Annotated in this window: 18 protein-coding genes and 2 pseudogenes; 6 read left to right on the plus strand and 14 right to left on the minus strand. The window is 58.4% G+C overall.

Annotated features, from left to right (window positions below; genetic code table 11):
* Positions 1–11: 11 nt before the first annotated feature.
* From RGM3321_RS11765 to RGM3321_RS11790, 6 genes are all read right to left on the minus strand, one after another.
* Positions 12–1,325 (minus strand): type II and III secretion system protein family protein, encoded by a 1,314-nt coding sequence (locus RGM3321_RS11765; RefSeq protein WP_244393185.1) that lies wholly within the window; start codon positions 1,323–1,325, stop codon positions 12–14.
* Positions 1,322–3,505 carry a type III secretion system export apparatus subunit SctV gene (gene sctV / locus RGM3321_RS11770; protein WP_244393186.1) on the minus strand — a complete coding sequence of 728 codons (2,184 nt, stop codon included), beginning with the start codon at positions 3,503–3,505 and terminating at the stop codon, positions 1,322–1,324. Before sctV ends, RGM3321_RS11765 begins: the two co-directional genes overlap by 4 nt.
* Positions 3,502–3,840, minus strand: coding sequence for a tetratricopeptide repeat protein (locus RGM3321_RS11775; RefSeq protein WP_244393187.1), 339 nt, complete (start codon positions 3,838–3,840; stop codon positions 3,502–3,504). The genes sctV and RGM3321_RS11775 overlap by 4 nt, the downstream gene beginning before the upstream one ends.
* Complete coding sequence (locus RGM3321_RS11780; protein ID WP_244393188.1) at positions 3,837–4,196, minus strand: hypothetical protein; 360 nt, start codon at positions 4,194–4,196, stop codon at positions 3,837–3,839. Before RGM3321_RS11780 ends, RGM3321_RS11775 begins: the two co-directional genes overlap by 4 nt.
* Positions 4,193–5,146 (minus strand): FHA domain-containing protein, encoded by a 954-nt coding sequence (locus RGM3321_RS11785; RefSeq protein ID WP_244393189.1) that lies wholly within the window; start codon positions 5,144–5,146, stop codon positions 4,193–4,195. The genes RGM3321_RS11780 and RGM3321_RS11785 overlap by 4 nt, the downstream gene beginning before the upstream one ends.
* Positions 5,147–5,268: 122 nt before the next feature.
* A complete protein-coding gene (locus RGM3321_RS11790; protein ID WP_003377029.1) occupies positions 5,269–5,430 on the minus strand; it encodes a hypothetical protein in 162 nt (53 codons plus the stop codon).
* Between the two features lie 551 nt (positions 5,431–5,981).
* Here RGM3321_RS11790 and RGM3321_RS11795 point away from each other — a divergent pair.
* Positions 5,982–9,476, plus strand: coding sequence for a hypothetical protein (locus RGM3321_RS11795; protein WP_244393190.1), 3,495 nt, complete (start codon positions 5,982–5,984; stop codon positions 9,474–9,476).
* Positions 9,477–9,526: 50 nt separating this feature from the next.
* Here RGM3321_RS11795 and RGM3321_RS11800 read toward each other — a convergent pair whose 3' ends face one another.
* The gene (locus RGM3321_RS11800; RefSeq protein ID WP_244393191.1) at positions 9,527–10,420 is read right to left on the minus strand and encodes a CAP domain-containing protein; all 894 of its coding nucleotides are present in this window, start codon (positions 10,418–10,420) and stop codon (positions 9,527–9,529) included.
* Between the two features lie 198 nt (positions 10,421–10,618).
* Here RGM3321_RS11800 and RGM3321_RS11805 point away from each other — a divergent pair, with 198 nt between their 5' ends.
* Entirely contained in the window at positions 10,619–11,935 is a 1,317-nt protein-coding gene (locus tag RGM3321_RS11805) for an APC family permease (RefSeq protein WP_244393192.1), read from the plus strand.
* Between the two features lie 44 nt (positions 11,936–11,979).
* On the opposite strand, the pseudogene RGM3321_RS11810 reads toward RGM3321_RS11805, so the two are convergent.
* Positions 11,980–12,396, minus strand: a pseudogene (locus tag RGM3321_RS11810) (nitroreductase family protein); the annotation flags it as partial.
* Between the two features lie 8 nt (positions 12,397–12,404).
* On the opposite strand from RGM3321_RS11810, the pseudogene RGM3321_RS11815 reads away from it, so the two are divergent.
* A pseudogene (locus tag RGM3321_RS11815) lies at positions 12,405–12,896 on the plus strand (response regulator transcription factor); the annotation flags it as partial.
* The gene (locus RGM3321_RS11820) at positions 12,893–14,206 is read left to right on the plus strand and encodes a HAMP domain-containing sensor histidine kinase (RefSeq protein ID WP_244393194.1); all 1,314 of its coding nucleotides are present in this window, start codon (positions 12,893–12,895) and stop codon (positions 14,204–14,206) included. The pseudogene RGM3321_RS11815 and the gene RGM3321_RS11820, both read left to right, overlap by 4 nt.
* A gap of 71 nt (positions 14,207–14,277) precedes the next feature.
* Here RGM3321_RS11820 and dctA read toward each other — a convergent pair whose 3' ends face one another.
* A complete protein-coding gene (dctA, locus tag RGM3321_RS11825) occupies positions 14,278–15,579 on the minus strand; it encodes a C4-dicarboxylate transporter DctA (protein WP_244393195.1) in 1,302 nt (433 codons plus the stop codon).
* A 75-nt stretch (positions 15,580–15,654) separates the two neighbouring features.
* Positions 15,655–17,010: an adenylosuccinate lyase family protein gene (locus RGM3321_RS11830; protein ID WP_244393196.1), complete on the minus strand. Its 1,356-nt coding sequence runs from the start codon at positions 17,008–17,010 to the stop codon at positions 15,655–15,657.
* 117 nt (positions 17,011–17,127) lie between these two features.
* Here RGM3321_RS11830 and RGM3321_RS11835 point away from each other — a divergent pair, with 117 nt between their 5' ends.
* On the plus strand, positions 17,128–17,871 hold the full coding sequence (locus RGM3321_RS11835; protein WP_046237571.1) for a GntR family transcriptional regulator: 744 nt from the start codon (positions 17,128–17,130) through the stop codon (positions 17,869–17,871).
* A 39-nt stretch (positions 17,872–17,910) separates the two neighbouring features.
* On the opposite strand, the gene araH is transcribed toward RGM3321_RS11835, so the two are convergent.
* The 4 genes from araH to RGM3321_RS11855 form a co-directional block, all read right to left on the minus strand.
* The gene (gene araH, locus RGM3321_RS11840) at positions 17,911–18,876 is read right to left on the minus strand and encodes an L-arabinose ABC transporter permease AraH (protein WP_244393197.1); all 966 of its coding nucleotides are present in this window, start codon (positions 18,874–18,876) and stop codon (positions 17,911–17,913) included.
* 41 nt (positions 18,877–18,917) lie between these two features.
* On the minus strand, positions 18,918–20,441 hold the full coding sequence (gene araG / locus RGM3321_RS11845; protein ID WP_002553558.1) for an L-arabinose ABC transporter ATP-binding protein AraG: 1,524 nt from the start codon (positions 20,439–20,441) through the stop codon (positions 18,918–18,920).
* Between the two features lie 55 nt (positions 20,442–20,496).
* Complete coding sequence (locus tag RGM3321_RS11850) at positions 20,497–21,510, minus strand: substrate-binding domain-containing protein (RefSeq protein ID WP_244393198.1); 1,014 nt, start codon at positions 21,508–21,510, stop codon at positions 20,497–20,499.
* Positions 21,511–21,696: 186 nt separating this feature from the next.
* Positions 21,697–22,569, minus strand: coding sequence for an SMP-30/gluconolactonase/LRE family protein (locus tag RGM3321_RS11855; RefSeq protein WP_244393199.1), 873 nt, complete (start codon positions 22,567–22,569; stop codon positions 21,697–21,699).
* A 261-nt stretch (positions 22,570–22,830) separates the two neighbouring features.
* Between RGM3321_RS11855 and RGM3321_RS11860 the strand changes: the two genes are divergently transcribed.
* Entirely contained in the window at positions 22,831–24,006 is a 1,176-nt protein-coding gene (locus RGM3321_RS11860; RefSeq protein WP_244393200.1) for an aldose epimerase family protein, read from the plus strand.
* Positions 24,007–24,011: the final 5 nt, after the last annotated feature.

The raw sequence follows: 24,011 nt of genomic DNA on the forward strand, positions 1-24,011 counted from the left end.
GCCATTCCCTTTCAGTTCATGTAAAAGCCGAATGCGCCGCCACTGCGCGGACCTGCCGAAGCGGTGCTGGCGGCGCGCTGTTTGTCCAGCGGCGTCGCCACCACGCGATCCTTGACCGGCTCGACCAGATACGGAGTGATCAGAATCACCAGTTCGGTTTCGTTGCGCTGAAAGCGCTTGGAGCGGAAAAGATTGCCCAGAATCGGCATGTCGCCCAGCATCGGCACCTTGTCCATGTCCTGGCTGCTTTCACGCTGGAACAGCCCGGCAATGGCAAACGTCTGGCCACTGCCGACTTCCACACGAGTGTCGGCACGTCGCACCCTGAACGACGGCACCTGATAGCCGTTAACGTCCAGTGTCGTGGTACTCATCAGGCTGCTGACCTCGGGACGCACCTGCAACGCAATGCGCCCGTTGGGCAGCAGCGTCGGGCTGAACAGCAACGACACGCCGTAAGGCTTGTATTCGATACCGACCACTTCGCGGTTGACCGGCACCGGCACCGCCACTTCACCGCCAGCCAGAAAGCTCGCAGTCTGCCCGGTCATGGCGGTAATGTTCGGCTCGGCCAGAACTTCGAGCACACCGTTGCTTTGCAGCGCCTCCAGCATCGCGTCGATGTTGACATTGCCCGACGCAAGCCCGGCGCTGATCACGTTCGACGCACCGCCCGCTGCATCGGCGGCCAAAGCGCCCCCCGTCAGCAGACCGAATGAAAAAGTGCCGTTATTGAACAAAGCATTCCAGTTCACGCCATAGCGCAACAGCTCGGAGCGCGAGACTTCGGCGAAACGCACGCGGATATTCACCTGGGCCGCCCCTGCGTAAGTGGCACTGTTTACCGTCGACTGAAAGTTCTGCCCCTCGGTGCTCAGCAAGGCATTAAGATCGGTTGCTTCACCGACATCCTGCACGGAGCCACTGGCGATCACCCGGCTGCCGGAGGCATTGATCCGCGCCTGACTCTGCGGGTGCAACGCCTTGAGCGGGCGTGTCACAGCAGCAGTGCCGCTGCTTACCGCCAGACTCAACGCAGCGGTCTCCCGGCCCTCGCTGTCCAGGGCAATCAGGCTGGTCTGCCCTGCGGCCTTGCCGAACACGTAGATTACGCCGGGTGACACAACCTGCAAGTCGGCAATACCCGGCTCGGCCACCATCACCGAGTCCACGGGGGCTGAAAAATGCAAAACGCGGCCTTCACCGATGGCCAGATCGACTGTGCCTTTGGCTCCTTTGGCAATGTTTTCGGCAAACGAACCTGTGCCCATGAGCATCGCGCCTACACCTACGAGAAACATCCGGATTACGCTTACTGAGGTCATGAGGCAGTCGCCAGAGGAGTGACAGCACCGGCCCTGGATGCCGGGCGTGCAAGGACATCGGTCAGGCTGACAGTGCCGACCGCTTGAAGGTTGTATTCACTGGCCAGCTCGCGAAAAGACAGAACCGCCAGTTGCAGCTCGCCGCGCACGATGAGACGGCGCATGCACCGACGCAGCTCCGAATGCACAAGCAACACCGTCGAATCATGTTCCGGCAGCATGTCGCACAGGCGACGCAGCTGTACCAGTAAGGTCCGGCCGATGTCATCGGGCAGCGAATCACGACTCTTTTCCTGGCGAGCCAGCGTGGCGCGCAGTTGTTCTTCGAGCGCAGGTGCCAGCACAAAGGCGCTGATCACCCGGTTGCGATCGGCATACTGATGACTGATCTGCCGCGCAAGTCCTGCGCGCAGATGCTCGGTCAGTCTGCCCGCGTCAGATTCAATACTGCCCCACTCCACCATCGACTCCAGCAGGCCGCGACGATTGCGTATCGATACCCCTTCAGAGACCAGCAAACGCAAGGCCTCTGCGATACGCTGCAGCGGTAGAATGCGCAGCACTTCTTTGATCAGCTCACCGTACTTACCCTCAAGCTGTTCCAGCATCAGGCGGGTTTCCTGAATACCCAGAAAGTCGGCGGCATAACGGCGCAACGTACGGTCCAGTACTTCGCGCAACACTTCATCGGCGAACAGAAAACCAATACCGGCATCCTGCAAACGTTCCGCATACTCACGCCCTGCCCAGCGGCCGGGACGGGAACCGATCGGCGAAGGCGCTTCAAAGGTTTCGACAGAAACCAGTTGTGCATGCACTGGATCGTCCTGCAGCAAAAGCGCCTTGCCGCTGAATTCGCCCTCGCTGACGGGTACACCTTCAAGCTCGACCTGGAAACGATCGGCTGGCAGGCCGCGGTCCAGATAAACCTCGGGCAGCGGCACCTCCACACCCAGATCGATGCGAATGTCGTGACACAACGCTTCGATACGCTGACGCAGGGGCTGCAACGGAGCGGCCTCGGCCAGTCCGGTTCCGATACTCAACAGCACCTCGCTATCGCGTGGCCGCTCGGCGCTTTCCAGGGCATCTTCCGCAGCATCGTTCGAAGCCCCGGAAGCGCCAGAGGAAGCCCCGGGCTCGGCCATCGTTTCATGCTCTGGCAGCTCGTCCTTGACCAGTGACCGGGCGGCACGACGATCCCGGCGCCAGAGCACAAACGCACTGCCGCCCAGCACGGCGGCCAGACCGACAAACACCAGCAACGGAAACCCCGGCAGCATGCCTACGCCCAGCAGGATCAGCGCAGTCAGACCCAGCGCACGATGGCTGGCGCTCAGTTGCCTGACAATCTCGGTGCCCAGGTCACGCTCTTCGCCGTCGCTGTTGACGCGGGTCACCACGGTTCCTGCGGCTACAGAAATCAACAGTGCCGGGATCTGCGCAATGAGGCCGTCACCGACGGTCAGTAACGAATAGACATGCGCGGCTTCGGCGAACGGCATACCGCGCTGGACCATACCGATCATCATGCCGCCCAGCAGATTGACGAACAGAATCACCAACCCGGCAATGGCATCACCCTTGACGAACTTCATGGCGCCGTCCATGGCTCCGAACATCTGGCTTTCACGCTCCAGGCGTGAACGACGACGTCTGGCCTCAAACTGGTCGATGTCACCGTTGCGCAAGTCGTTATCAATGCTCATCTGCTTGCCGGGCATCGCATCCAGAGTGAAACGCGCAGCGACTTCGGCGACCCGCTCAGCGCCCTTGGTAATGACCACGAACTGGGCAACCGTAATGATCAGAAATACGACCAGCCCCACAACGACCTGACCGGCAATCACGAAATCACCGAACGCCTTGACGATATGACCGGCATTGCCGTCCAGCAGAATCAGGCGAGTGGTGGTGATCGAGAGCGACAAACGAAACAGCGTGCTGAGCAGGATCAGCGGCGGCAGCGCGGAAAACTCCACCGAGTGGTTGATGTAGAACGCGACGATGAGAATCAGCAGGCTCAGGGCGATGTTGACTCCGATCAGCGCGTCCACCAGATAGGTCGGCATGGGAATGATCATCATCGCGATGGCCATCAGCATGAACGCAACGATGATCACATCTGTGCGTTTAGACGCAGTTACCGCCAGGCGATTCAGGGCATTCATGAGGGTCATTGCGCAGCCCTCCGGGCTTCCAGGTAGCGTCTGAAGCATTGCCGCGCGTCGTCCTTGCGGCCGGCCTTCCACAACGCGCGGCTACGCAACAAAAGCAGCGCGGCGCTCTCGCCTTGCTGCTCGACCAGCCTGTCCAGTGCCGCAATGGCCCGGTCGGTGTCTCCGCTGTCGGTGAACGCCAGCACCAGGCTGTGCAGCAGCGCGCTGTTCGTCGGTGCCAGCTGTATCGCAATCAGCAGCATCACCAGTGCACGTTGTGGCTGGCCACTGCGCCGGTACAGATCACCCATTCCGTGGAGCAACTCTATGCATTCGCGATCCTGGCTGGTGCTCATGACTGCACCTCGGCGCGTTGCTGTTCCAATAGCAGCCGCATGTCGATCTCTTCACGAATCACGTCTTCGGCGAGCTCGCGGATCTCCGGTTCGGCGTCCAGTGCCGGTAACACTTCGTCCAGCACATAGCGCAGTACTTGTAGCGAACGCGCCGTACCAAAAAGCTGCGCATTGACACCAGAAGCCTGCCCGGTCTGCTCCAGCTCGCCACGCAACGAACGACGAACCTTGCGCTCGCGCTGATCAAGCAGCGCTTCGAAACGGGTTCCCTGACGCGGCTGCGCCGGAGCAACACGCTCGACTGCGGGCAAAGAATCGGCGGAAGGCGGCGCTACGGACCGCAGATCGATTTTCATAAGGTGAAGGCAAACCGTTCATCACCGCGCACGAGACGGACCTGATTGCCCTCGATGCTCTCCAGCCTCCAGTTGTCCGGTAACAGTGCGCCGGGATAAACACGCTTGCCATGCTCATCGATCACGTAGGGATTGCGACCAAACCACACCGCCTGAAAACGCACGCGTGGTGCCGCAAGCGCCGTGCTTGCCTGTACGTTGGGCGTCAAGACAATATGCTGGCCAAACCGAGTGTCGAAGGCCTGTTGAATCTGTAGCCAGCTGCTTTTTTGGGCAGCGGGAAAAGCGCCCTCAACACTGAGCTGCCCACCCTGTTCCTCTACTCGCAATTGCGTAAGCCTGGCGTCCTGCAACGCGCCCTCGAGCCAGCTTCTAGCCTGGCTAAGTGTAGGGACGTTCTTGCCGGGCACTGACTTGCCGGGCACTGACGAACCAGGGACGGAATCTGCAATGGAGTGCCGGGCCGACTCGGCAGGTGCACGAAAGGCAAATGCAGTGGCACATGTCACCAGCAACAAAAGTGCAGCCAGTGCTGACCATTTAAGCAGCGCCAGGCGGCGGGACACAGCGGGAATGGGTCGGGCGCTTCGTGTGCTGCGCAAGCACAGCCTGCTCTGTCCGACTAGCAACTCGACAGGCAAGGAGATTCGTTGACCGTGGCCGACGTTGACAACCCGACGTTGGCCAAGGCTATCAAAAACCGTCACATCGCCGCCCAAGGCTTCTATTGCGACGTGCTCGACGGAGAATCGCAGACGAACATGTTGCTCGGCCACATCAGCATCGCCCAGCACAAGGTCGGCCGGAGCAGCACTGCCAATCACATAGACAGGATTGTCCAGGAGCAGCGAAACGCCCTGATGCAAACCATGAAGAATTTCGAGCCGGGCTACACCGCTTTCTTGCACAGAAGCGTCGGGCGTTCCGCTCAATGAGATCAAGGCTGTCATGATCGAGTCACCACCGTGTGATCTACCGGAAACGGCATGTCAAAGCCGGGCAAAACTGTCGATCGGAAGAATTTCGATGCGCAGTGAATGCAGGCAGCTGTAGCGCTGCCTGCATGACAACGTCAGTTCTGTGGACGTTGCTTGGTAGCATCCAGCTCTGCTTTCTTGGCAGTGGAGATTTCAGTGATCTTGGCCGATTTCTCGATAGCCATATCAAAGGTGGCCGACATTTTTTCGATTGCTGCGTCTGAATTGCCGGAGCTTACGGGTGGAGTCGAACTCATGTTGTTTCTCCTTGCTTCGAGTAGGGATCTATCTGCTGATTAACAACCGGCTCAAGAACAGGTCAATGTGCCATTACACAACAGCGGTGCAGAGACACTAAGCTATTTGCCGCGTTGCCAATTAATAGTAATCAGCGAAACTTGTTCAATGCTGTGAAACGTTGTGAAATCAGATTTCACAACAAATTAATACCGCAAACCAACAGTGATATCAAAATGATATTTGTTTCTGGTTTATTTCTGGTGATATTAATTTTTTATGTACCACGAGACGGGGCTCCAACGTTTACGGGGTGTTTGCCAGAGCCTTTATTATTTATCGACGCGTGTGAATTGTTGTGAAAAGAGATTACCGATCCGCCACTTCACTTGTCGGAATGATAGTGTCGGCCCATAGGCCCTGTTCTTTTGATTTGAAAACGAGACGCCGTTCAAACTATTCACGCGAATAAAGAGTTCGTCATTGAACACAGGGTTTCGTTTGCCTCGCGGCACTCAATTATTGAGTCGCCTGCTCCACGTCCAGCGGTTAACAACAGGAGTTATATGCTATGTCGACGTCCACGATCAGCCCGGCGCCTGGCCCTCTTCCGCCCCCCGCACCGGGCGCGAATGCCCGAACGCGATTCAACCAGGTGCTGCAGACCAGCAACCGCAATGGCGGCCAATACCGGCCAGCGGGCGCAGACGAAAAGGCACCTGCGCTGGGCAGTTACGCATCGATAGAAAAGCCAGGCACTGTGGCGGCTGACACCGTGCGCTACGTCACCCAGGAAGGCGATCAGGTACTGGTAAGCAAATCCACCAGCCCGGAGCTCTATCGTCAGGTCGTCGAAGACCAACCCCGAGTGGCAGGCTTCAGGGCCAGTGTGGCTGCTGGCTACTCCCCAGCCAAGGCTGATGCTGCCGCGCCAGCGACTCTGAGCGGCTATGCCCGTATCGGAGCACCGGACGAAATGGGGCCGGGGCTGATTCGCTATGAAGCCGCCGATGGCAGCAAGGTCATCGTTTCGCAGCAACAGAACCCGGAACTCTTCAAACAGGTGGCATCGGATTTCAAATCGCTATCCGGCGTAGGCAGCAGTCAGCGGGAAGGCTACAGAGTCGCAGGCGCGGACGAAAAGCCGCCGGAAAACATTGCAGGCTTTGCAGTGGTCGGCCCGGTGGATGAAGTCGGGCCGGGCGTGATGCGTTATGTCGACCGTGAAGGCAATAAAATCGTCGTGGCCAAGAGCGACAATCCCGAGCTGTACAGCGCGGCCAAAGACGCCTTCAATACTCTGACCGGGCTGAACACGAGCGAAGCGCAAGGTTATCGCAGGGCGGGTGACAACGAAGTATGGCCACCCGTGTTCGGCACCACCGTCGGCCCGTTGAATGAGGTCGGCCCGGACACTATCCGTTACGAGCACAACGGAGAGAAGGTCGTGGTCACCCGTGACGACAATCCGAAGTTGTTCGATTATCTGGCAGCGCTGCAAACCATAGTGTCGGACCCGCAAAAAAGAACTGCGATGGAAACAGCAGTCAACGAAGGGCAGATTCTTGCTGACCGCAACACCCCCATTCCCAGCTTGAACGACATTACACAGTTCACTTGGGTGTCTGGCCAGGAAGGAAGCCAGATCAGCTATCAGAATCAGAGCGGTGAGCGGATTGTCGTCACTGAAGCATTGACTCCTGAACTATTCGACAAAGTAACCACCCTCCATGACGCCTGGAACAAGATCAACAGCAGCCGGGAAGAAGGTTACACGTTGGCAGAGCCTCATGACTTTTTGAAGAATCAGGACATAACCATCGGTTCGCCGGACGAATTGGGCGCGGGTCTGATTCGTTTCGAGAACGGCGATGGCAAGTTCATCGTCTCCAGGGATGCCAGCCCGCAGTTGTACGATGATGTGGTGGAAAAATGGAATGAGCTGGGCACCGGCAATATCGGTGAAACCCGCAGTCGGCATAACCTGCCGCCCGTGGCCGAGCTGGATCTGATGGGGCAGAAAACCGGCGTGAAAGCCGACAAGGATGACGAGAATTCCGAAGAGCTCAATGTCGGCGAACTGGCGACCAAGGAACTGCTCGACCAATACCGCGACGGCGTGAACAAAGGGGATATTGCCAAGGATGACCCTCGCGCAAAACTGGTCAGGGCGATCGAGGCGCAGGCTGCTTATGACAACGGTCGCGGCCTGACCGGTTATGAGGAGGCCAAGGGTGCCTTCGGCGGCACCTGGCGCGAATTCGACAGTAAACAGACCCAACTCAGTTCGGCCGACATGCACGACATCATTGATGGCGGCAAGCTGCAAGAACAACTGACCACACTGTTCTCTGATCCGACCGTGCAGCAGGACTACCAGAGCAAGATGACCGATGCGCTGGGCAAAGTGCCCAACAAAGACGAAATCAAGCAGAAGCTGCTCGACCTCACCGCCAATCCCGATTACGTACTTTACCTCAAGGACCTGAAAAAGCAGGGCCTTGGCCAAGAGGCGCAGAAAGACCTGAGCAACACCTTGTCCTCACTTGCGCTGGTCGATCCAGAAGGCGCCAGCAAGGCGGCACAGTCTATTCAGGCCGACGGTTTGACCAGCGACCTCAACGATCTGGTCGCAGACCCGTCGAAAATCAGCGACGAGAATAACGCCCTCGCCACCAAGGACCTGTTCGGCCTGCTCAAGGCAGAGCTCAAGGGCTTTCTGGTCGATATGCCGCGCTTCCTGCAGCCCACCTTCGAGAAATTCCTTCAGGAAGGTGTTGTGGGCAACGCCAAGCCCGCAGACATCGCCAAAGCGCTCAAGGAGGTCGGTGATGCCTATCAGAAAAACGGCAAGGTCAGCGAAGCAGACATCAAGACAGCCCTTTCCAAACCCTACATACCGGTCGCTGATCGCGGCAAACTGGGCGAAATCTTCAATACGCTCAATAGCAAAGGCGTCATGGGCTCCGTTGCAGCAGGCGTGTCGCTGTTCTCGGCGATTTATCAACTGGTCGGCAACGGCGGCAAACTGGGCGAGACACCGATTCAGCGCCTGGGCATTGCCAAGGACTTCCTGAGCTTTGCCGGCGGTGCCAGCCATTTCGTACGCCTGGCTGATCAGGTTGGCGACCTGATGGGCAAAGGCGGCCTGGTGGACATGCTGGGGCTGGACAAGACCTTACCGGAGATCTGGGGCAAGGAAAGCTTTGGCAAGGCCAAGGAAGTCAGGGTCAGCGGCATTTCCGCAAGCAACCTGAGTGAGATCCGCAGCGCACTGGATGCGACTGATGAATATCGGCTCAATTCGACGCTGGGCGACATGGCTGGCGGTGCAGAAGCGGAACGCCAGGCCATGGGCGGCATCACCCAGCGGCTGGATGACGCCGTGCAGGCTTCAGGGGCCAAACTGCCCTCTGGAACTGCCAATAAAATCGCAGGCTCGGTCGTCAAAGTGCTGGGGCCTGCAACGGATCTGGCTGGTGGTTTTGCCGATATCGTACTGGGTGCATTCACCATCAAGGACGGCGTGAAGTCAGGTGACAAGCTCGCTCAGGCCGCAGGCGGCCTACAAATTGCCGGCGGTGCCTTCGGCGCGTCAGCCGGCGTACTGGGAACCGCGGCGCTGGTGGGTGCAGGCGGCGCGGCGGCCACTGCGCTGGCCGGGCCATTCTTCCTCGTCGGCGTTGTGATTGCTGTCGTCGGCGGGATCATTGGCTATTTCGTCGACCATAACAAAAAGCAGAAAGCATCCGAAAAGGAAAACGACTGGTATCGCGATCTGGCGGCAGACGGTTTGCTGCAGTCCGACTGGGGCGACAAGGTCGAATATGCACACTACTCCATCCACCACTATCGCGAACGCGAAGCGCCTGAAGACGACAGCCTGTTCCGCTTCCAGAGTGCCGAGTGGAAGCATTTCGACGAAACGCCGCAGGAAGGCGGCTCTTCCACCAACCGCCTTGATGACACGTTACACGTGGAATACGGCGAGCCACACAAATCGCCGGATCAACAGAAGCGTGACGAATTGAGAGAAGCACCGCGCTGGAGCGGCTCGAAGGTCTGAGCCATTCATCCATGTTCGACAAGCCGCCGTTGAGGCGGCTTTTCGGCTGATCAGGGAGCGCCGAACAGCATGGTCCAGTACACACCGTAATCCGCGTTGGTAGCCGTCGCATAGGCCGCGCCGACCTCGGTAAACATCGGGTTCATAAGGTTGGCGCAATGTCCCGGGCTGGCCAGCCAGCTGGCCATTGCCTTGCTGACGGTGCTCTGCCCTGCTGCGATGTTTTCACCGATCTGCCGTCCGCCGTAACCTGCCGCACGGGCGCGATCTGCTGGTGAGTCGTTATCAAAGCCGCGATGCGTGAAGTAATTCTCGCTGGCCATCGACTGGCTGTGCCCCTGTGCAGCCATTTCCAGGGTCGTGTTCCAGCTCAGCGGTCTGGCCGAAGGAAACGGCTGCTTGCCACACATGCGCGGCTTGGCACGCGCGGCATTGACCTGCGCCAGAAGTATGCGGCCAGCCGAGCGTGCATCTTCCAGGCTTTCGTCGATCAACGGTTTTGCCAATACCACACGCCAGTCGCCACGCTCGCGAGTGATACCGATGTCGGCGTATTGTGGGTCAAGCAAAGCGCTGCAATAGCGTTTTTCGAGCATGCCGAACGCTTCACCGGCGCTCTGTGCGCCAGCAAGTCGTATGGTCCGGACGGTGACCGCCTGATAACCGGATGCCTTGAGCGCATCACGTGAACTGCCAGCGAAATTGATCGGCAACGCTACGCTGGCGTTGAGCGTCAGCGCTCTGGAGATTTTTGTCATCCGTGCTTCGCAGCGCTGAGGTTGACCACGAAAATCGTTGATGGCCTGGACCAGCTGTCGCTCGTCATTGGCAATGGCATGACTAGCGTACATGGGCAGCAGAGGCACGAAGTACAGGCACATGCGCCAGAAATAACGGTGCGATTCAGGCATGAAGACAGACTCGAAAAGTAAAAGGCATGCCATGAATTTCAAGGCCCGAATAAGACCCTGAAAAAACCTCTTGGTTCATGCTGCATTTTCAAATGCAGGGGCTATTCAAATACCTGTTACGGCAAAAAACACCGCTGATCCGGGCCTCTCGCGATCACGTTGAATTTACCCGAGCCATGGCGATCTTCCCTTACACACCTCCTGTACCTGCCGAGAAAGGATTCTTTCACCATGGCCACTCCTCCCGAAACTCCATCGCTGCGTCGGGCAATCACGGCACCGATGCTGACACTGTTCATCCTCGGTGACGTGCTGGGGGCTGGCGTCTATGCATTGGCAGGCACCATCGCCGGACGTGTCGGCGGAGCCATCTGGGCTCCCCTGCTGATTGCCCTGTGCTTCGCCTTGCTGACCGCTGCGTCCTATGCGGAACTGGTGACCAAATACCCTCGTGCGGGCGGTGCAACGGTGTATGCCGAAAAAGCCTTCGGCAAACCGCTGCTGTCGTTTCTGGTCGGCTTTTCCATGGTGGCTGCAGGCGTCACCAGTGCGGCCGGGCTGGCAGTCGCGTTTGCCGGCGACTATTTCCAGGCATTGGTGAGCTGGCCGGCGCAGTGGGTATGTGTGGGCTTTCTGGTGATTGTCGCGCTGTTGAATGCGCGTGGTATCAAGGAGTCGTTGTCGGCCAATCTGGTAATGACCCTGATTGAGCTGAGCGGCCTGGCGATGGTGATTGCGGCCGCAGTCTGGTTCGTCAGTCAGGGCAATGGTGTGCCACAGCGTGTATTCGAACTGGACACGAACTCACCGGCCACAGCGATTCTTGCCGCATCGTTGCTGGCATTTTATTCATTTGTGGGCTTTGAGACGTCTGCCAACCTGGCCGAAGAGATCAAGGATGTGCGCAGGGTTTATCCACGGGCGCTGTTCGGTGCATTGCTGATTGCAGGCGTGGTTTACATGCTGGTCGGCGTGGGCGCGGCCATGGTGCTGCCCGTCGAACAGTTGAAAGCTTCTCAGGCCCCGTTGATGGACGTGGTCAGTGCGTCGGGGCTGGGGATACCTGCCCCATGGTTCGCGGTGATCGCACTGATTGCGGTTGCCAATGGCGCACTGCTGACCATGATCATGGCCAGCAGACTGACCTTCGGGATGGCTCGTGAAGGGCTGTTGCCCGCTATGATTGGTTCGGTTCTGCCTCAACGGCGCACACCCGGCGTGGCCATTTTCGCAACCACAGTGGTTGCCATCGCACTGTCCTTTACCAGCACCCTGACCACACTCGCTGAAACCGTGGTGTTGTTGCTGCTGTTCGTGTTTCTCAGCGTCAATATTGCGGTTCTGGTGCTCAAGCGCGACAAGGTCGACGCCGGCCATTTTCAGGTTCACTGGGTGATTCCGGTATTGGCGATCCTTTCCTGCCTGCTTTTGCTGACCCAACAAGGCCCTGAAACCTGGCTGCGTGCCGGCATGATGCTCGCTGTCGGAGCCGCGCTTTATGGGCTCACCCGGCTAGGCAGCTCAGTGCTGGTTTCACACCCGCGCTGAACGGCATTTGTGATGCATGCCACGCGCGTGATTCAGGCTTCACTTCAGTGTGTAACGACGATGTCTGAAATCGGATTGCGCCACCGCTCTTCGATTCTCGCATCGTCTGCTCGATAGCCAAGAGCGATAACCAGCGGTATGACGGCACCACGTGGCAGCTGGAGAAGTTTGGCAACTTTTGCGCCTGAAAATCCTTCCATCGGGCACGTATCGATGCCCTTCGCGGCTGCGCCAAGCATGATGGTTTGAGCTGCAAAGACGGCATTGCGTGCCGCCCATTGCCGACCGCCGATATGACCGATGGGGAGTAGCGAGAGAGTCGGTCGGATCAGCGCTGCAAGCGCAACGATCGGCGACCATAAAACAGAAGATCCCATTCCGAGAATCGTCTTGAACATACCTATCTGCTTGCGGTAATAGGCTTTTGAATCTGCTCCCATCGCAGACGAACCTTCAACGTGGGCGTCCTCTGCGAACTGAGCTGCGCAATCCGGTGCCAGTGATGTTGCTGACCGCCAAGGATCAACTGGACGACAAGCTGCAAGGCTTTGAATCCGGCGCGGACGATTACATCGTCAAACCACTGGCCCTGCCTGAACTGGAAATTCGTCTGCGGGTGCTGGCCGCACGCAGCCATAAGCGCTCGGATGTACGACAGGTGCTGGAAGTCGCCGATCTGTACTTCGACCTGAGCACACAAACCATCATGCGTGGCGGCGTGCAGTTACCCTTCTCGCCGATAAGACGAACCCTGCTGGAAGTGCTGATGCGCAATTCTCCAAACGTCGTGACGCGCGCGCAGTTGGAGTCGCTCATCTGGGGTGACAGCGTGCCCGACGGCGACCTGCTGCGCTCGCACATGTATTTGCTCAGAAGGACCATCGATGGCGACCGAGTCAACGAACAAAAGCTACTCCACACGGTTCAGGGCGTCGGTTTTCGCCTGGGCGTGTGCCCATGATCAATCTTCCCGGCCGTCGGGGCCGTCTGCATCGCCTGATCAGTGCAATTCTGCTCGGCTTCGGGCTGTTGATGACCATCGGCCTGACCACTCAGGCATTCATGAGCCAGGAACTCGTCGATCACCCGATCTGGAAAGAGCTGCTTGAAACCGCGACAAACAATGCTCTGGAAAACACGCTACAGCCAGTGCCACAGAAAGCCGGAAGGATTCAGGTCTGGAGACTGTCGGGCGACACGCCCGCGCCCGGCATGCCGCCCTTACTGGCTTCACTCGCCCCAGGTTTCTACAACGAGGGCGATATGGATCGAAGAGCTTCGAGTTTCACCGATCCCGACTATGCCGTGCTGGTGACGTCGCTGGGCAATGAACGTTTGGTAGCAGCAATCGACATCAGCGATCTGGAGCAGGAGCAGAACCTCATCGCGCTGATCGGTGGCATTTTTCTGATCATGAACCTGATACTGATCATTGCCGTAATCGCCTGGCTATACGTGCGCCTGCACCGCCCGGTTCAGGCGCTTGCGCTAGGCATGAAGCAACTCGATCCGGAAAGCCTTTCGCAACGCCTGCCAGTGCAATACGACCAGGAAGAACTCAAAGACATCGCCTGCGGTATCAACGCACGTCTGGAACGGGTCGAACAATTCATGGCCCGGGAACGTGCCCTTCTGGATCAGGCCAGCCACGAGTTTCGCACACCTATCGCAGTGATCAGCGGTGCGCTGGATGTGTTGGCCAGGCAATCGCTACCCGCGTGTGCAGCGCCACCGATTCAACGCATGCGGGCAACCGTGGACAACCTGACCGAGATCATGGTCGCGCTACTGTATTTGTCACGCGAGCCCATGTCCTCAACGCCGGAAGACCCCGTAGAACTGGACCGCCTGTTGCCCGGCCTGATCAAGGATCACCAACACCTTCTGGACGGCAAACCTGTGCAGTTATCGGTGCACATCCACCAGACGCTTTGCCTGCGGGTGCCCGAGGCGATGTTACGTATTGCCATCGGCAATCTGTTGCGTAACGCTGCCGAAAATACCTATGACGGAACAATCACCGTGCGCCTCAAGGACGGTGTATTGAGCGTGACCGACTCGGGCGAAGGCTTCGACACTGCGCAGGCGTCCCTCAACTACCTGTCACTGCTGAGAAACTCGACCAGAGCGGGCACCGGGAAAGGCCTGGGGCTTTTCCTGGTGCGGCGCATCTGCGAACGCTTTCAGTGGACGCTGACCCTGGAGTCGATGCCGACGCTAGGCACCAGAGCGGAGCTGGATTTCCGGACGCAGACAGCGCAACAAGCGTGAGTCCTCGACGTCCAGGCCACCGCGCGGTTATCCAGTGCACGCTTGTTCAGTGAATTCCGCGGCAGGCATCATCAAAGCGCAGCCTCCAGTTTACGCCCCAGCACCCGGTGATATTCACTACGAGCAGTCTGCTCGGCAAACTCGCCGGACCATTTGGACACCACCACCGTCGCCACACTGTTACCAATGGTGTTGCAGGTCGCGATGGCCATGGACATGAACCGGTAGACGCCGAACAGCAACGCCAGGCCCTCGACGGGCAGCACGCCAATGGCTGTCACGGTGGCGGCAAACACCACGAAACTGCCACCCGATACCGCCGCCGCGCCCTTGGAAGTCACCAACATGATCGCGATGATGCCCAGCTGCTGCTGCCAGCTCAGCGGTACGCCATAGGCGTTGGCGATAAACAGCACGCACAACGACATGTAGATCGACGTACCGTCCAGGTTGAATGCATAACCGGTAGGCAACACCAGGCCGACGCTCTGTTTTGAGCAGCCGAATTTCTCCAGCTTCTGCAACAGGCGCGGCAAGGCGCTTTCCGAGGAAGCAGTGCCCAGCACAATGAAGACTTCGTCCTTGATGTACGTGAGGAATCGCCACAGGCTGAAACCGGAAATACGGCAGACGATACCCAGCACGACAAAGATGAAAAACGCGATGCACAGGTAAAACATCAACACCAGATTGGCCAGCGACATGAGCACTGCGGTGCCGTTGCTGCCCACTGCATAGGCCACCGAACCGAACGCGCCCAGCGGCGCGAACTTCATGATCAAGTTGATGAACTCGAAGAAACATTCGGAAATCCGGCTCAGACCTTCTTCGATCACGGCCCGACGCTCTTCCTTGAGTGCCAGCAGGGCAAAGCCGAAGAGTACGGAAATCACCAGTACTTGTAACAGTTGACCACCGGCAAACGCGCCGACGAAATTGTCGGGAAAGATGCCGTAGATGAAGTCCATAGTCGACGCCGGTGCATGCCCCTTGGCAACCGCCGCGGCCGATGCGGCAGCTGTTGCGCTGCTCGGATGGGCGTCATGCATGCCCGAGCCGATCTGCAGCAAGTTGCCCCACAACAGGCCGATGGCAAGAGCAATGGTCGACACCACTTCAAAGTAAATCAATGCGCGCAGCCCGACCTTGCCGACACGCTTGATATCGCCCGCCGAGGCAATGCCGTGCACAACGGTGAAAAACACCAGCGGCGCAACGGCGGTTTTGATCAGTTTGAGAAAGATGTCGCCAAGGATCTTGAACTTGGCGGCCAGCTCGGGGGCGATAAAGCCAAAGGCGATGCCCAACAGCATGGCGGCGACGACCTGAAACGTCAGGTCCCTGTAGAACGGTTTTTTGCTGGATGAAGACATGTCTGCGATCTCGTTGTTGTTATTAAGAGCGGCTGCAGGACTGATCGCCCCGGGCTGTGCCCGGAGCGAGATAACTCAACGCTTCACGGACCCCGGACGAGCCAGGGCGATGTCCACCATTTGCGGCGCAAGGCCCAGGTAGTTGGCCGGGTCGGTCAGACGCTTGAGTTCTTCGATATCCAGTTGCGCCGTGGCCTCGCCTTGCGCCAACAGTGCATCGAGCAGACTGATGCGCTGGTCGTTGGCCATGCGGCAGGCGGAATACACAACGTCGTGGGCGATCTGACGGCCGAGCGCTGGCGCGAGGCCCATCATCACGGCTTCGGCAACGATCAGCCCCTGAGTCATGTCCAGGTTCTGACGCATCCGTTCGGTGCGCACCTCAAGCCCGGCCAGCATGAATTTCGCCTGACCCAGAGACGCTGCGCTTAGGGCGAAGGCTTCTGGAATGGCGATCCACTCGGCTTGCCACGGGCCTGTGGAGCGTTCGAAATCCTGAATCATGGCATCGAGCATCAGCCCGGCGTGCTGGCGTACGCCCTTGGCGGCGGCGTACATCAGTTCACAGGAAATGGGGTTGCGTTTCTGCGGCATGGTGCTGCTGGCGCCCCGTCCCTTGACGAAGGGTTCGTACACCTCACCCAGCTCGCTGGTCATCATCATCATGACGTCCAGTGCAATCTTGCCGAGCGAGCTGGTGACCAGGCCCAGGAAGTTGAGTGTTTCCGCAAGGCCGTCACGCGCGACATGCCAGGTGGCCTGCGGCACGCCCAGTTGCAGCTCGTCCATCAGCGCTTGCTGCACGTCCAGCCCCTTGTCGCCCAATGACGCCAGCGTACCGGCCGCTCCGGCAAACTGGCCGATTTCAACACGCGGGCGCAATTCCACCAGACGCTCTGCGTGGCGGTCGAACATGCTCAGCCACACCGCACATTTGTACCCGAAGGTGATCGGCAGTGCATGTTGCAGGTGGGTACGCCCCGCCATCGGCGTAGTGCGATAACGCAATGCCAGATCAGCAAGCAGGCCACGCACCGCCTGAATATCACGCTCGACGATGGCTAGCGCAGCACGCACCTGCAACACCACGGCGGTGTCCATGATGTCCTGGGTGGTCGCGCCCCAATGCACGTAACGGCCAGCGTCACCGCAGGTTTTGGACAGCTGCTCTACGAGCGGCAGGATGGGGTAACCGACAATCTCGGTTTCATGCTGCATCAGTGCCAGATCAAGTGACTCGTAAGTGGCCAGCGCAGCGATCTGTTCGGCGGCAGCGGCAGGAATCACTCCGCAACGGGCTTCGGCGCGGGCCAGTGCCACTTCTACTTCGATGTAACGTTCGATGAGCGATTTGTCGGAGAACACGGCACGCATTTCGGCGGTGCCGAACATGTCGCGAAACAGGGCGGAGTCAAAAACGGTGCTGGACATGAGCGAGGTCCTGATTATGTTGTTATTGATCGTACATATTTAATATGTCCGTACATAATTGTTGCGCTCGCACTGATACACTGTCAACTTGCTAAGGCCACAGAGCTGACAGAAGGCATGAACGAAACACGTTACGCAGTGGTTGCCAGAGACCTGATAGAGGCGATTGCCAGTGGCCGCTACCCGGTCGGCTCACTGCTGCCGACCGAGTTCGAGCTGTGCGAGCTTTACGCAGTCAGCCGCCATACCGTGCGCGCGGCAATCACACAACTGCAGACACAGGGCCTGGTGTCACGGCGCAAGCGGGTCGGTACGCGGGTCGAATCGGCATCGCCCAGGGGCGGCTATTCACAGTCACTGGCGACCGTTGCAGACCTGGCGCATCTGGCGGAAACCCAGGTGCGCAGCATCCAGAACGTCCGCCATTTCGTCGCGGACATTGCCCAAGCGCGTCGGCTGGGGCTGACGCCGGGGGAGCATTACTTTTGCGTGTCGAGCATCAGGGTCGACTGCGAGAACGTGCTCGCGCCGCTGTGCTGGACCGACGTGTACGCTCAGGATATCTACAGCGAAGTCATCGAACTGGCGCGCGAGCAACCCGGCGAACTGATCGCCGCGCTGATCGAGCAGCATTTTGGCCGCCATATCGAAGTGATCGACCAGCAAGTGCGTGCCGTGCTGTTGACGGCTGAAATCGCTAGAAGCCTGAATGCGGAGGCAGGTTCGCCGGGGCTGAAAATTCTGCGTCAGTACCGTGATGACGCAGGCGTCGTGATGGTCGTGTCAGAGACAGTCCACCCCGAAGACCGCTTTACATTGGTCACGCAGATGAAGCGCGAGAAGGGATTGAATCCGGTGTGAAGTGACGGCGCTGGTTCATGCAAGCCAGCGCCGCGCCGGTCAGCGACGTTTCAGTCGGTCGATGATCACCGCCAGCAACAGAATCGTGCCGCGAATCACGTATTGGTAGAACGTATCGATATTCTTCAGGTTCATCGCATTCTCGATGATCGCCAGAATCAACACACCAGCGATTACATGGCGGATCATGCCGATGCCGCCGCTCAGCGAAACACCGCCCAGTACGCAAGCCGAGATGATGGTCAGCTCGAAGCCCTGACCGATCATTGGCTGCCCCGAGGTCATACGCGAAGCCAGAACCACGCCAGCCAGTGCGCCGACAAGCCCGTGAACCGCGAAGATGATGATCTTGGTGCGATCGACATGCACACCCGCCAGCAGTGCAGCTTCCTGGTTGCCACCGATAGCCATGGTGTTGCGCCCGTAGGTGGTGTAGTTGAGCAACCAGCCGAAGAATATAAAGCAGGCGATGGTGATCAGGATCGGCACTGGCACGCCATATATCTGGCCGTTGCCGAAGATGAAGAAATCCTCGTTGGAGACGCCGACGGCCTTGCCATTGGAGAAGATATACGCAAGGCCGCGCACGATCTGCATGGTCGCCAGAGTCGTGATCAAGGCGTTGATGCGCAGTTTGGCAATCACGATGCCATTGATCAGGCCAACCACCAGCCCCAGCGCCAGGGCGGCAGAAACACCGAGAAACACGCTGTTGGTGTCGCGGATAACAATCCCGGCGATGACCCCGGAACAGGCCAGCACCGAACCGACCGACAGATCGAAGTGCCCGGACGCCAGGCAAAAGAGCATGGTGCAGGCAGCAATGCCCACGGTGGAAATCGCAAGGCCTAGCCCCCGCATGTTCAGCGGTGACATGAAGTTGTCGATGAACACGGCGCACAGCAGGAAGATTCCCACGGCAGCCAGGAGCATCACCCAGTCATCGGCAAAACGACGCAGGTTCATGCCCTGACGGGGAGCCTGCAGGCTGGATTCGGTAGACATACGCACCTCTTTCTTATTGTTCATGGTCAGGGGACCGGTTATCAGCTGCGCGTGCGAGGCAGAGCCAATTGCAGGAGTCGCGATTCATCAGCCTCATCGCGGTTGAGTTCACCAGTGATCGCGCCTTCGCTCATCACCAGAATGCGGTCGGAAATACCCATGACCTCCATCAGGTCACTGGACACCACAATGACCGCAATCCCGTCGGCGGCCAGGTTGTGAATGATCTCGTAGATCTCGGACTTGGCACCGACGTCAATCCCGCGGGTGGGCTCGTCCAGCAACAGGACCTTCATCGGCATCGATAGCCAGCGACCAAGAATCGCCTTCTGCTGATTGCCGCCGGAGAGGAACATGATCTGTTGCTCCGGTGATGGTGTCTTGACGTTCATCGACTTGATCTGGCTGCGCGCGTTGTCGCGCTCCCAGCGGCCCTGAATCAGGCAGCCAAGATTCACATGCCGGGGCCGTGCACCGATGTTGATGTTCTCCGCGACGCTGGACAGCGGCACGATACCTTCCTTCTTGCGGTCCTCCGGGCAGAGCAGAATGCCCGCTTCGATCGAGTCGCGCGGTGACTTGAGCGTCAATGGCTTGCCGTCCAGCTGCAACGTGCCTGCCGTGCTGCGTGTCAGACCCGACAGCAGACGGAACAGCTCGGTACGTCCGGCGCCCACCAGCCCGAAGAAACCCAGCACTTCACCCTTCTCTACGGCAAAACTCACGGGTTCGTGCAACCCCGGCCCCAGTAACCCGGTCACTCGCAGGCTCGGCCCTTGATGCTGACGCGGACGGTAGTTGTAGATGTCCTGAATATCCCGGCCGACCATGCAGGTCACCAGCCGGTCATGATCCAGATCGGCCATCTGCTCGAAGGTTTTTACAAACCGACCGTCCTTGAATACCGTTACGGCATCACAGACACGGAAGATTTCTTCCATGCGATGAGACACGTAAAGAATCACCCGCCCCTCGTCGCGCAGCCGCACGATGATCGCCATCAACCGGTCAATTTCACGTGCCGACAGGCTGCTGGTAGGTTCGTCAAAAGCGATGACGTGCGCATTGCGTGACATGGCCTTGGCGATTTCCACCAATTGCCGCTGGCCCAGTGAAAGATCACCCAGGCGAGTGCGCGGGTCGATTTCGTCAGCCAGACCTTTGAGCAGCTCGCCTGCCCGACGGTACATCGCGCCACGATTGATCAAACCGAAACGATTGGGCATGTGCCCAAGCAGCAGGTTCTCGGCGACAGTCATTTCCGGTACCAGATGCAGTTCCTGGTGAATCACCGCCACACCCGCCGCAATGCTCTCGGCGGTGGATTTGAACTGGTAGCTCTGTTCCCCGATCTGCAAGGTGCCGCTATTGGGCTGATAAGAGCCGCCGAGGATTTTCAGCAGCGTGGATTTACCGGCACCGTTCTCTCCCATCAAGGCGTGAACACTGCCGGGGCGCGCTTCGAAACTGATGTCCGAAAGCGCCTTTACGCCGGGGAAAACCTTGCCGATGCCGTTGAAGCGCAAGGCACCATTTATGGATGTTTGCTCGATAGCCTGTTGCATGGAACCAACCTCCTCGCACGTGTGAGGGGCCTGAAAACCAGGCCCCTCAGTCAACTCACTTCCACAGACCGATCTTGGTCAATACTTCCTGGAAGTTGGCGCGGGTGATCAGTGTCACATCGTCCATAGCGGTATATTTAGGCGGTTCAACGCCCTCGGTGACCCACTTATACATATACAGCGCGGTGTTGTAGCCTTCCTTGTCCGGGCTTGGCAGCATGGAGCCAAAGAAGCCACTCTCTTTTTTCTTAAGTTCATCAATGGCATCGGTGCCGTTGATGCCGATCCCGATAACGTTTTTCGCGCTGAAACCATTGCTCGCAGTCGCTCGTACGCCACCCAGAACAGTGTTGTCGTTCATGCCGCCGATGATCAGGTTTTTCGCATCGCCCGGCAGTTTTGGCAGCGCCGAGTTGGTGGCGTCCATGCTGCCCGGTACATCAAGGGTTTTCTGCGCGGTGAACAGGATGTGATCTTTCGGTAAACCGGCCTCTTCAAGCGCTTTCACCGAACCGTCAGTGCGTTTCTTGCCGGTGTCCAGCTCGTTGTAGGTGTTGATGATCGCGTAGGTGCCTTTCCACTCGCCCTCATCCCACTTGCGGTTCTTCGCTTCGGTGGCCATGGCGGCACCTTGCTTCTGGCCCACCTCAAAGGCTGCCATGCCCAGATATGGCACGTCCTCCATGAAGTTGCCTTTGGCGTCGACAAAACGATCGTCCACGGCCATGACTTTCAGGCCGAGCGCCTTGGCCTTGGCCACGATTGCAGGGCCAAGGGAAACGTCAGGCGGGCAGATCACAAAGCCCTTGGCACCGTTGGCGGCCAGGCTGTCGATAGCGGAAAGAGTCTTTTCACCGTCTGGCACGGCAATCTTGAGCACGGTAAAACCATGCTCCTTGCCTGCCTTTTCAGCAAACGCCCATTCGGTCTGGAACCAAGGCTCTTCAGCCTGTTTGACCAGGAAGCCGATTTTGACTTCATCAGCAGCGGAGGTGAAGCCACTCATGCCCAGAATGGCGGTGGTGACGGCGGCACAGCACAGGGAACGAATCCCGTGACGACTCAACATAGCTAACTCCTTATTTTTATTGAATAGCTACAGCGTTCAGCGAGGTGGCGGTTGCAAACGCGTAAGCGTCCGAAAACCGATTAAATAGTCATACCATATAATGAATGACCGCTATGTAACCGAATGTCACTCCTGCATTTCACATCGCGACGCCGACGCAGAAAAGGCGACGGCGCGGCACTTTTTTCAGCCGGCGAAGCGCTGACACGGCGCTCCTTTGACGCCGACCTGCGCCATCAGCACCGCGCCATCGAACCGCCCATGAGCGTCGGCAGGCGCTGCACTGGTGACATACAGGGTCTCCAGGTCAGGACCACCGAACACACAACTGGTGGGATGGCTGATGGGCAGCTCGATGACCCGGTCGACACTGCCGTCGGGGGCAAAGCGGATCAGGCAACTGCCTCCCCAGCGCGCGTTCCAGACAAAACCTTCGGCATCCATTGCCGAGCCGTCGGGCGAACCCTGGCTCTGCTCGGCCGCCCATACCTCACGTGGTCCCAGCGAGCCATCTTCCAGCACAGGGTATTGGTAGATCACTTCGTCGAGGGTATCGGCGCTGTACAGCACGCTGCCGTCGGTATTCCACAGCAGGGTATTGACGATGCCCTGCCCGTCCAGCAAACGCGTCACGCGGGCGTCGGGTTCAACCCGGAACAACCCGCCTGAACGACGGACCAAAGGTACGTCTTCGCCTTCGGCATCGATATTGTTTTGCATGCTGCCCAGCCACAGGCGGCCGCGCGCGTCGCAACGAGCCTCGTTGGCGCGATTGCCAAGGGTCGGGTCTGCCACGCAGAACAACGCCAGTGAGGTTTTTTCGGATTTAAGGTCCAGGCGATACACGCCGCTGGCCAGAGTCACCAGTGCGTCGCCCTGCTCGGTCGGTATAAACGCAGAGACCGGCTCGGGCATGCGCCATTGGCGATGCTCCCCGGCAACCAGCCGACAAGCCAGAAAACCGGCAATGTCGACCCAGTACAAGGCCTGCTCTGCGGCATCCCAGAAGCAGCCCTCGGCCAGCTTGAAACGGTGCTCGGAAACGGGCAGCCAGTTCATGAAAAATGTCCTTTGTTATTGTTGTAAAGGCACTTTTTGGATGTTTATGTCGCAGTCTTGTCCAACCTGCATGCCCAGTCGACCGGTTTCGCAGGCATCCAGCGGATCGACCGCCACAGGCACCGCGGCTGAGTGAAGCTGGCACTACTAAATAGTATTACAATTTATTTTTCAAGTGGCATTTTATAGGCTATAAATCCATGCATCGGCTTTAATCCGATCGAATAGTCTTACCAATAACAATAAAAGCAGGCAGATCAGATGAAAACACATGCTCTCCTCAGCACCCTTGGACTGTCCTTGATGATCAGCACCTTGACTGCACAGGCCGCGGCACTCTCCAGCGAGCACAGCACTTTCGGCCAACTGCCCGACGGCACTGCCGTCGAGAAATTCACCCTGCGCAACAGTCACGGCGTGCAGGCCAGCATCATCACCTACGGCGCGACGCTGCAGTCGCTACTGGTGCCTGACAAGGCCGGAAAGGTCGAAGACATCGTCCTGGGCTTCGACGATGTTCAGGGCTACCAGAACAACGGCACGGTTTATTTCGGCGCGACCATTGGCCGATTCGGCAACCGCCTGGCAGGCGGCAAGTTCAGCCTGGATGGCAAGACCTACCAGGTCCCGCTCAACGACAAGACCAATGCCCTGCACGGCGGCACTCAGGGTTTTGACAAACGACTCTGGAAGGCAGAGGAAACCAAGACCGGTGATTCGGTCGGCGTGAAGCTGACCTACGTGTCGCCGGATGGCGAAATGGGTTTTCCGGGCACATTGAAAACCGAAGTCACTTACAGCCTGAATGAGCAAAACGAGCTGAAGATTGACTACCGCGCCACCACTGACAAGCCGACTGTGCTGAACCTGACCAACCACAGCTATTTCAACCTGGCGGGTGCAGGCAGTGGTGATGTTCTCAAACAGGTTGCCACCCTGCACGCTTCGCACTACACACCGGTCAACGATAAGCTGATCCCGACCGGCGAACTGCCTGCCGTCGCGGGCACGCCGATGGACTTCCTCAAGCCCACCGCGTTCGGCAAGCACATCAAGGACGATCACCAGCAGTTGAAATATGCCGAACCCAAACAAGGCGGCTTTGATTTCAACTGGGTACTCGACACTAAAGGTGATGTGAAGAAACTGGCCGCCGAGGTCAGCGACCCGCAATCAGGCCGCAGGTTGCAGCTGTTCACCACAGAGCCTGGCGTACAACTGTATACCGGCAACTTCCTGGACGGCAGCATTCACGGCAAGGCAGGCAAGGTCTACCCGCACTGGGGTGCCTTTACCCTGGAGACCCAGCACTATCCAGATGCGCCCAATCAGCCGAAATTCCCCAGCACACGACTGGACCCAGGCAAAGCCTACACCCAGACCACCGTGTTCAAGTTTCTTGATAACCAGGGGACGTTGAAGTCGCCCAGCCCCTGAAACCC

Source organism: Pseudomonas sp. RGM 3321 (assembly GCF_022836805.1).
Taxonomy (GTDB): domain Bacteria; phylum Pseudomonadota; class Gammaproteobacteria; order Pseudomonadales; family Pseudomonadaceae; genus Aquipseudomonas.

What these genes read in the sequence shown, in the direction of transcription:
- RGM3321_RS11820 (WP_244393194.1), top strand. Translation starts at nt 12,893, where the DNA reads ATGATCAATCTTCCCGGCCGTCGGGGCCGTCTGCATCGCCTGATCAGT.
- RGM3321_RS11860 (WP_244393200.1), top strand. Translation starts at nt 22,831, where the DNA reads ATGAAAACACATGCTCTCCTCAGCACCCTTGGACTGTCCTTGATGATC.
- RGM3321_RS11830 (WP_244393196.1), bottom strand. Translation starts at nt 17,010, where the DNA reads ATGTCCAGCACCGTTTTTGACTCCGCCCTGTTTCGCGACATGTTCGGC.
- RGM3321_RS11790 (WP_003377029.1), bottom strand. Translation starts at nt 5,430, where the DNA reads ATGAGTTCGACTCCACCCGTAAGCTCCGGCAATTCAGACGCAGCAATC.
- araH (WP_244393197.1), bottom strand. Translation starts at nt 18,876, where the DNA reads ATGTCTACCGAATCCAGCCTGCAGGCTCCCCGTCAGGGCATGAACCTG.
- dctA (WP_244393195.1), bottom strand. Translation starts at nt 15,579, where the DNA reads ATGTCTTCATCCAGCAAAAAACCGTTCTACAGGGACCTGACGTTTCAG.
- RGM3321_RS11805 (WP_244393192.1), top strand. Translation starts at nt 10,619, where the DNA reads ATGGCCACTCCTCCCGAAACTCCATCGCTGCGTCGGGCAATCACGGCA.
- RGM3321_RS11835 (WP_046237571.1), top strand. Translation starts at nt 17,128, where the DNA reads ATGAACGAAACACGTTACGCAGTGGTTGCCAGAGACCTGATAGAGGCG.
- RGM3321_RS11855 (WP_244393199.1), bottom strand. Translation starts at nt 22,569, where the DNA reads ATGAACTGGCTGCCCGTTTCCGAGCACCGTTTCAAGCTGGCCGAGGGC.
- RGM3321_RS11795 (WP_244393190.1), top strand. Translation starts at nt 5,982, where the DNA reads ATGTCGACGTCCACGATCAGCCCGGCGCCTGGCCCTCTTCCGCCCCCC.
- RGM3321_RS11775 (WP_244393187.1), bottom strand. Translation starts at nt 3,840, where the DNA reads ATGAGCACCAGCCAGGATCGCGAATGCATAGAGTTGCTCCACGGAATG.
- RGM3321_RS11850 (WP_244393198.1), bottom strand. Translation starts at nt 21,510, where the DNA reads ATGTTGAGTCGTCACGGGATTCGTTCCCTGTGCTGTGCCGCCGTCACC.
- RGM3321_RS11780 (WP_244393188.1), bottom strand. Translation starts at nt 4,196, where the DNA reads ATGAAAATCGATCTGCGGTCCGTAGCGCCGCCTTCCGCCGATTCTTTG.
- RGM3321_RS11800 (WP_244393191.1), bottom strand. Translation starts at nt 10,420, where the DNA reads ATGGCATGCCTTTTACTTTTCGAGTCTGTCTTCATGCCTGAATCGCAC.
- RGM3321_RS11785 (WP_244393189.1), bottom strand. Translation starts at nt 5,146, where the DNA reads ATGACAGCCTTGATCTCATTGAGCGGAACGCCCGACGCTTCTGTGCAA.
- sctV (WP_244393186.1), bottom strand. Translation starts at nt 3,505, where the DNA reads ATGACCCTCATGAATGCCCTGAATCGCCTGGCGGTAACTGCGTCTAAA.
- RGM3321_RS11765 (WP_244393185.1), bottom strand. Translation starts at nt 1,325, where the DNA reads ATGACCTCAGTAAGCGTAATCCGGATGTTTCTCGTAGGTGTAGGCGCG.
- araG (WP_002553558.1), bottom strand. Translation starts at nt 20,441, where the DNA reads ATGCAACAGGCTATCGAGCAAACATCCATAAATGGTGCCTTGCGCTTC.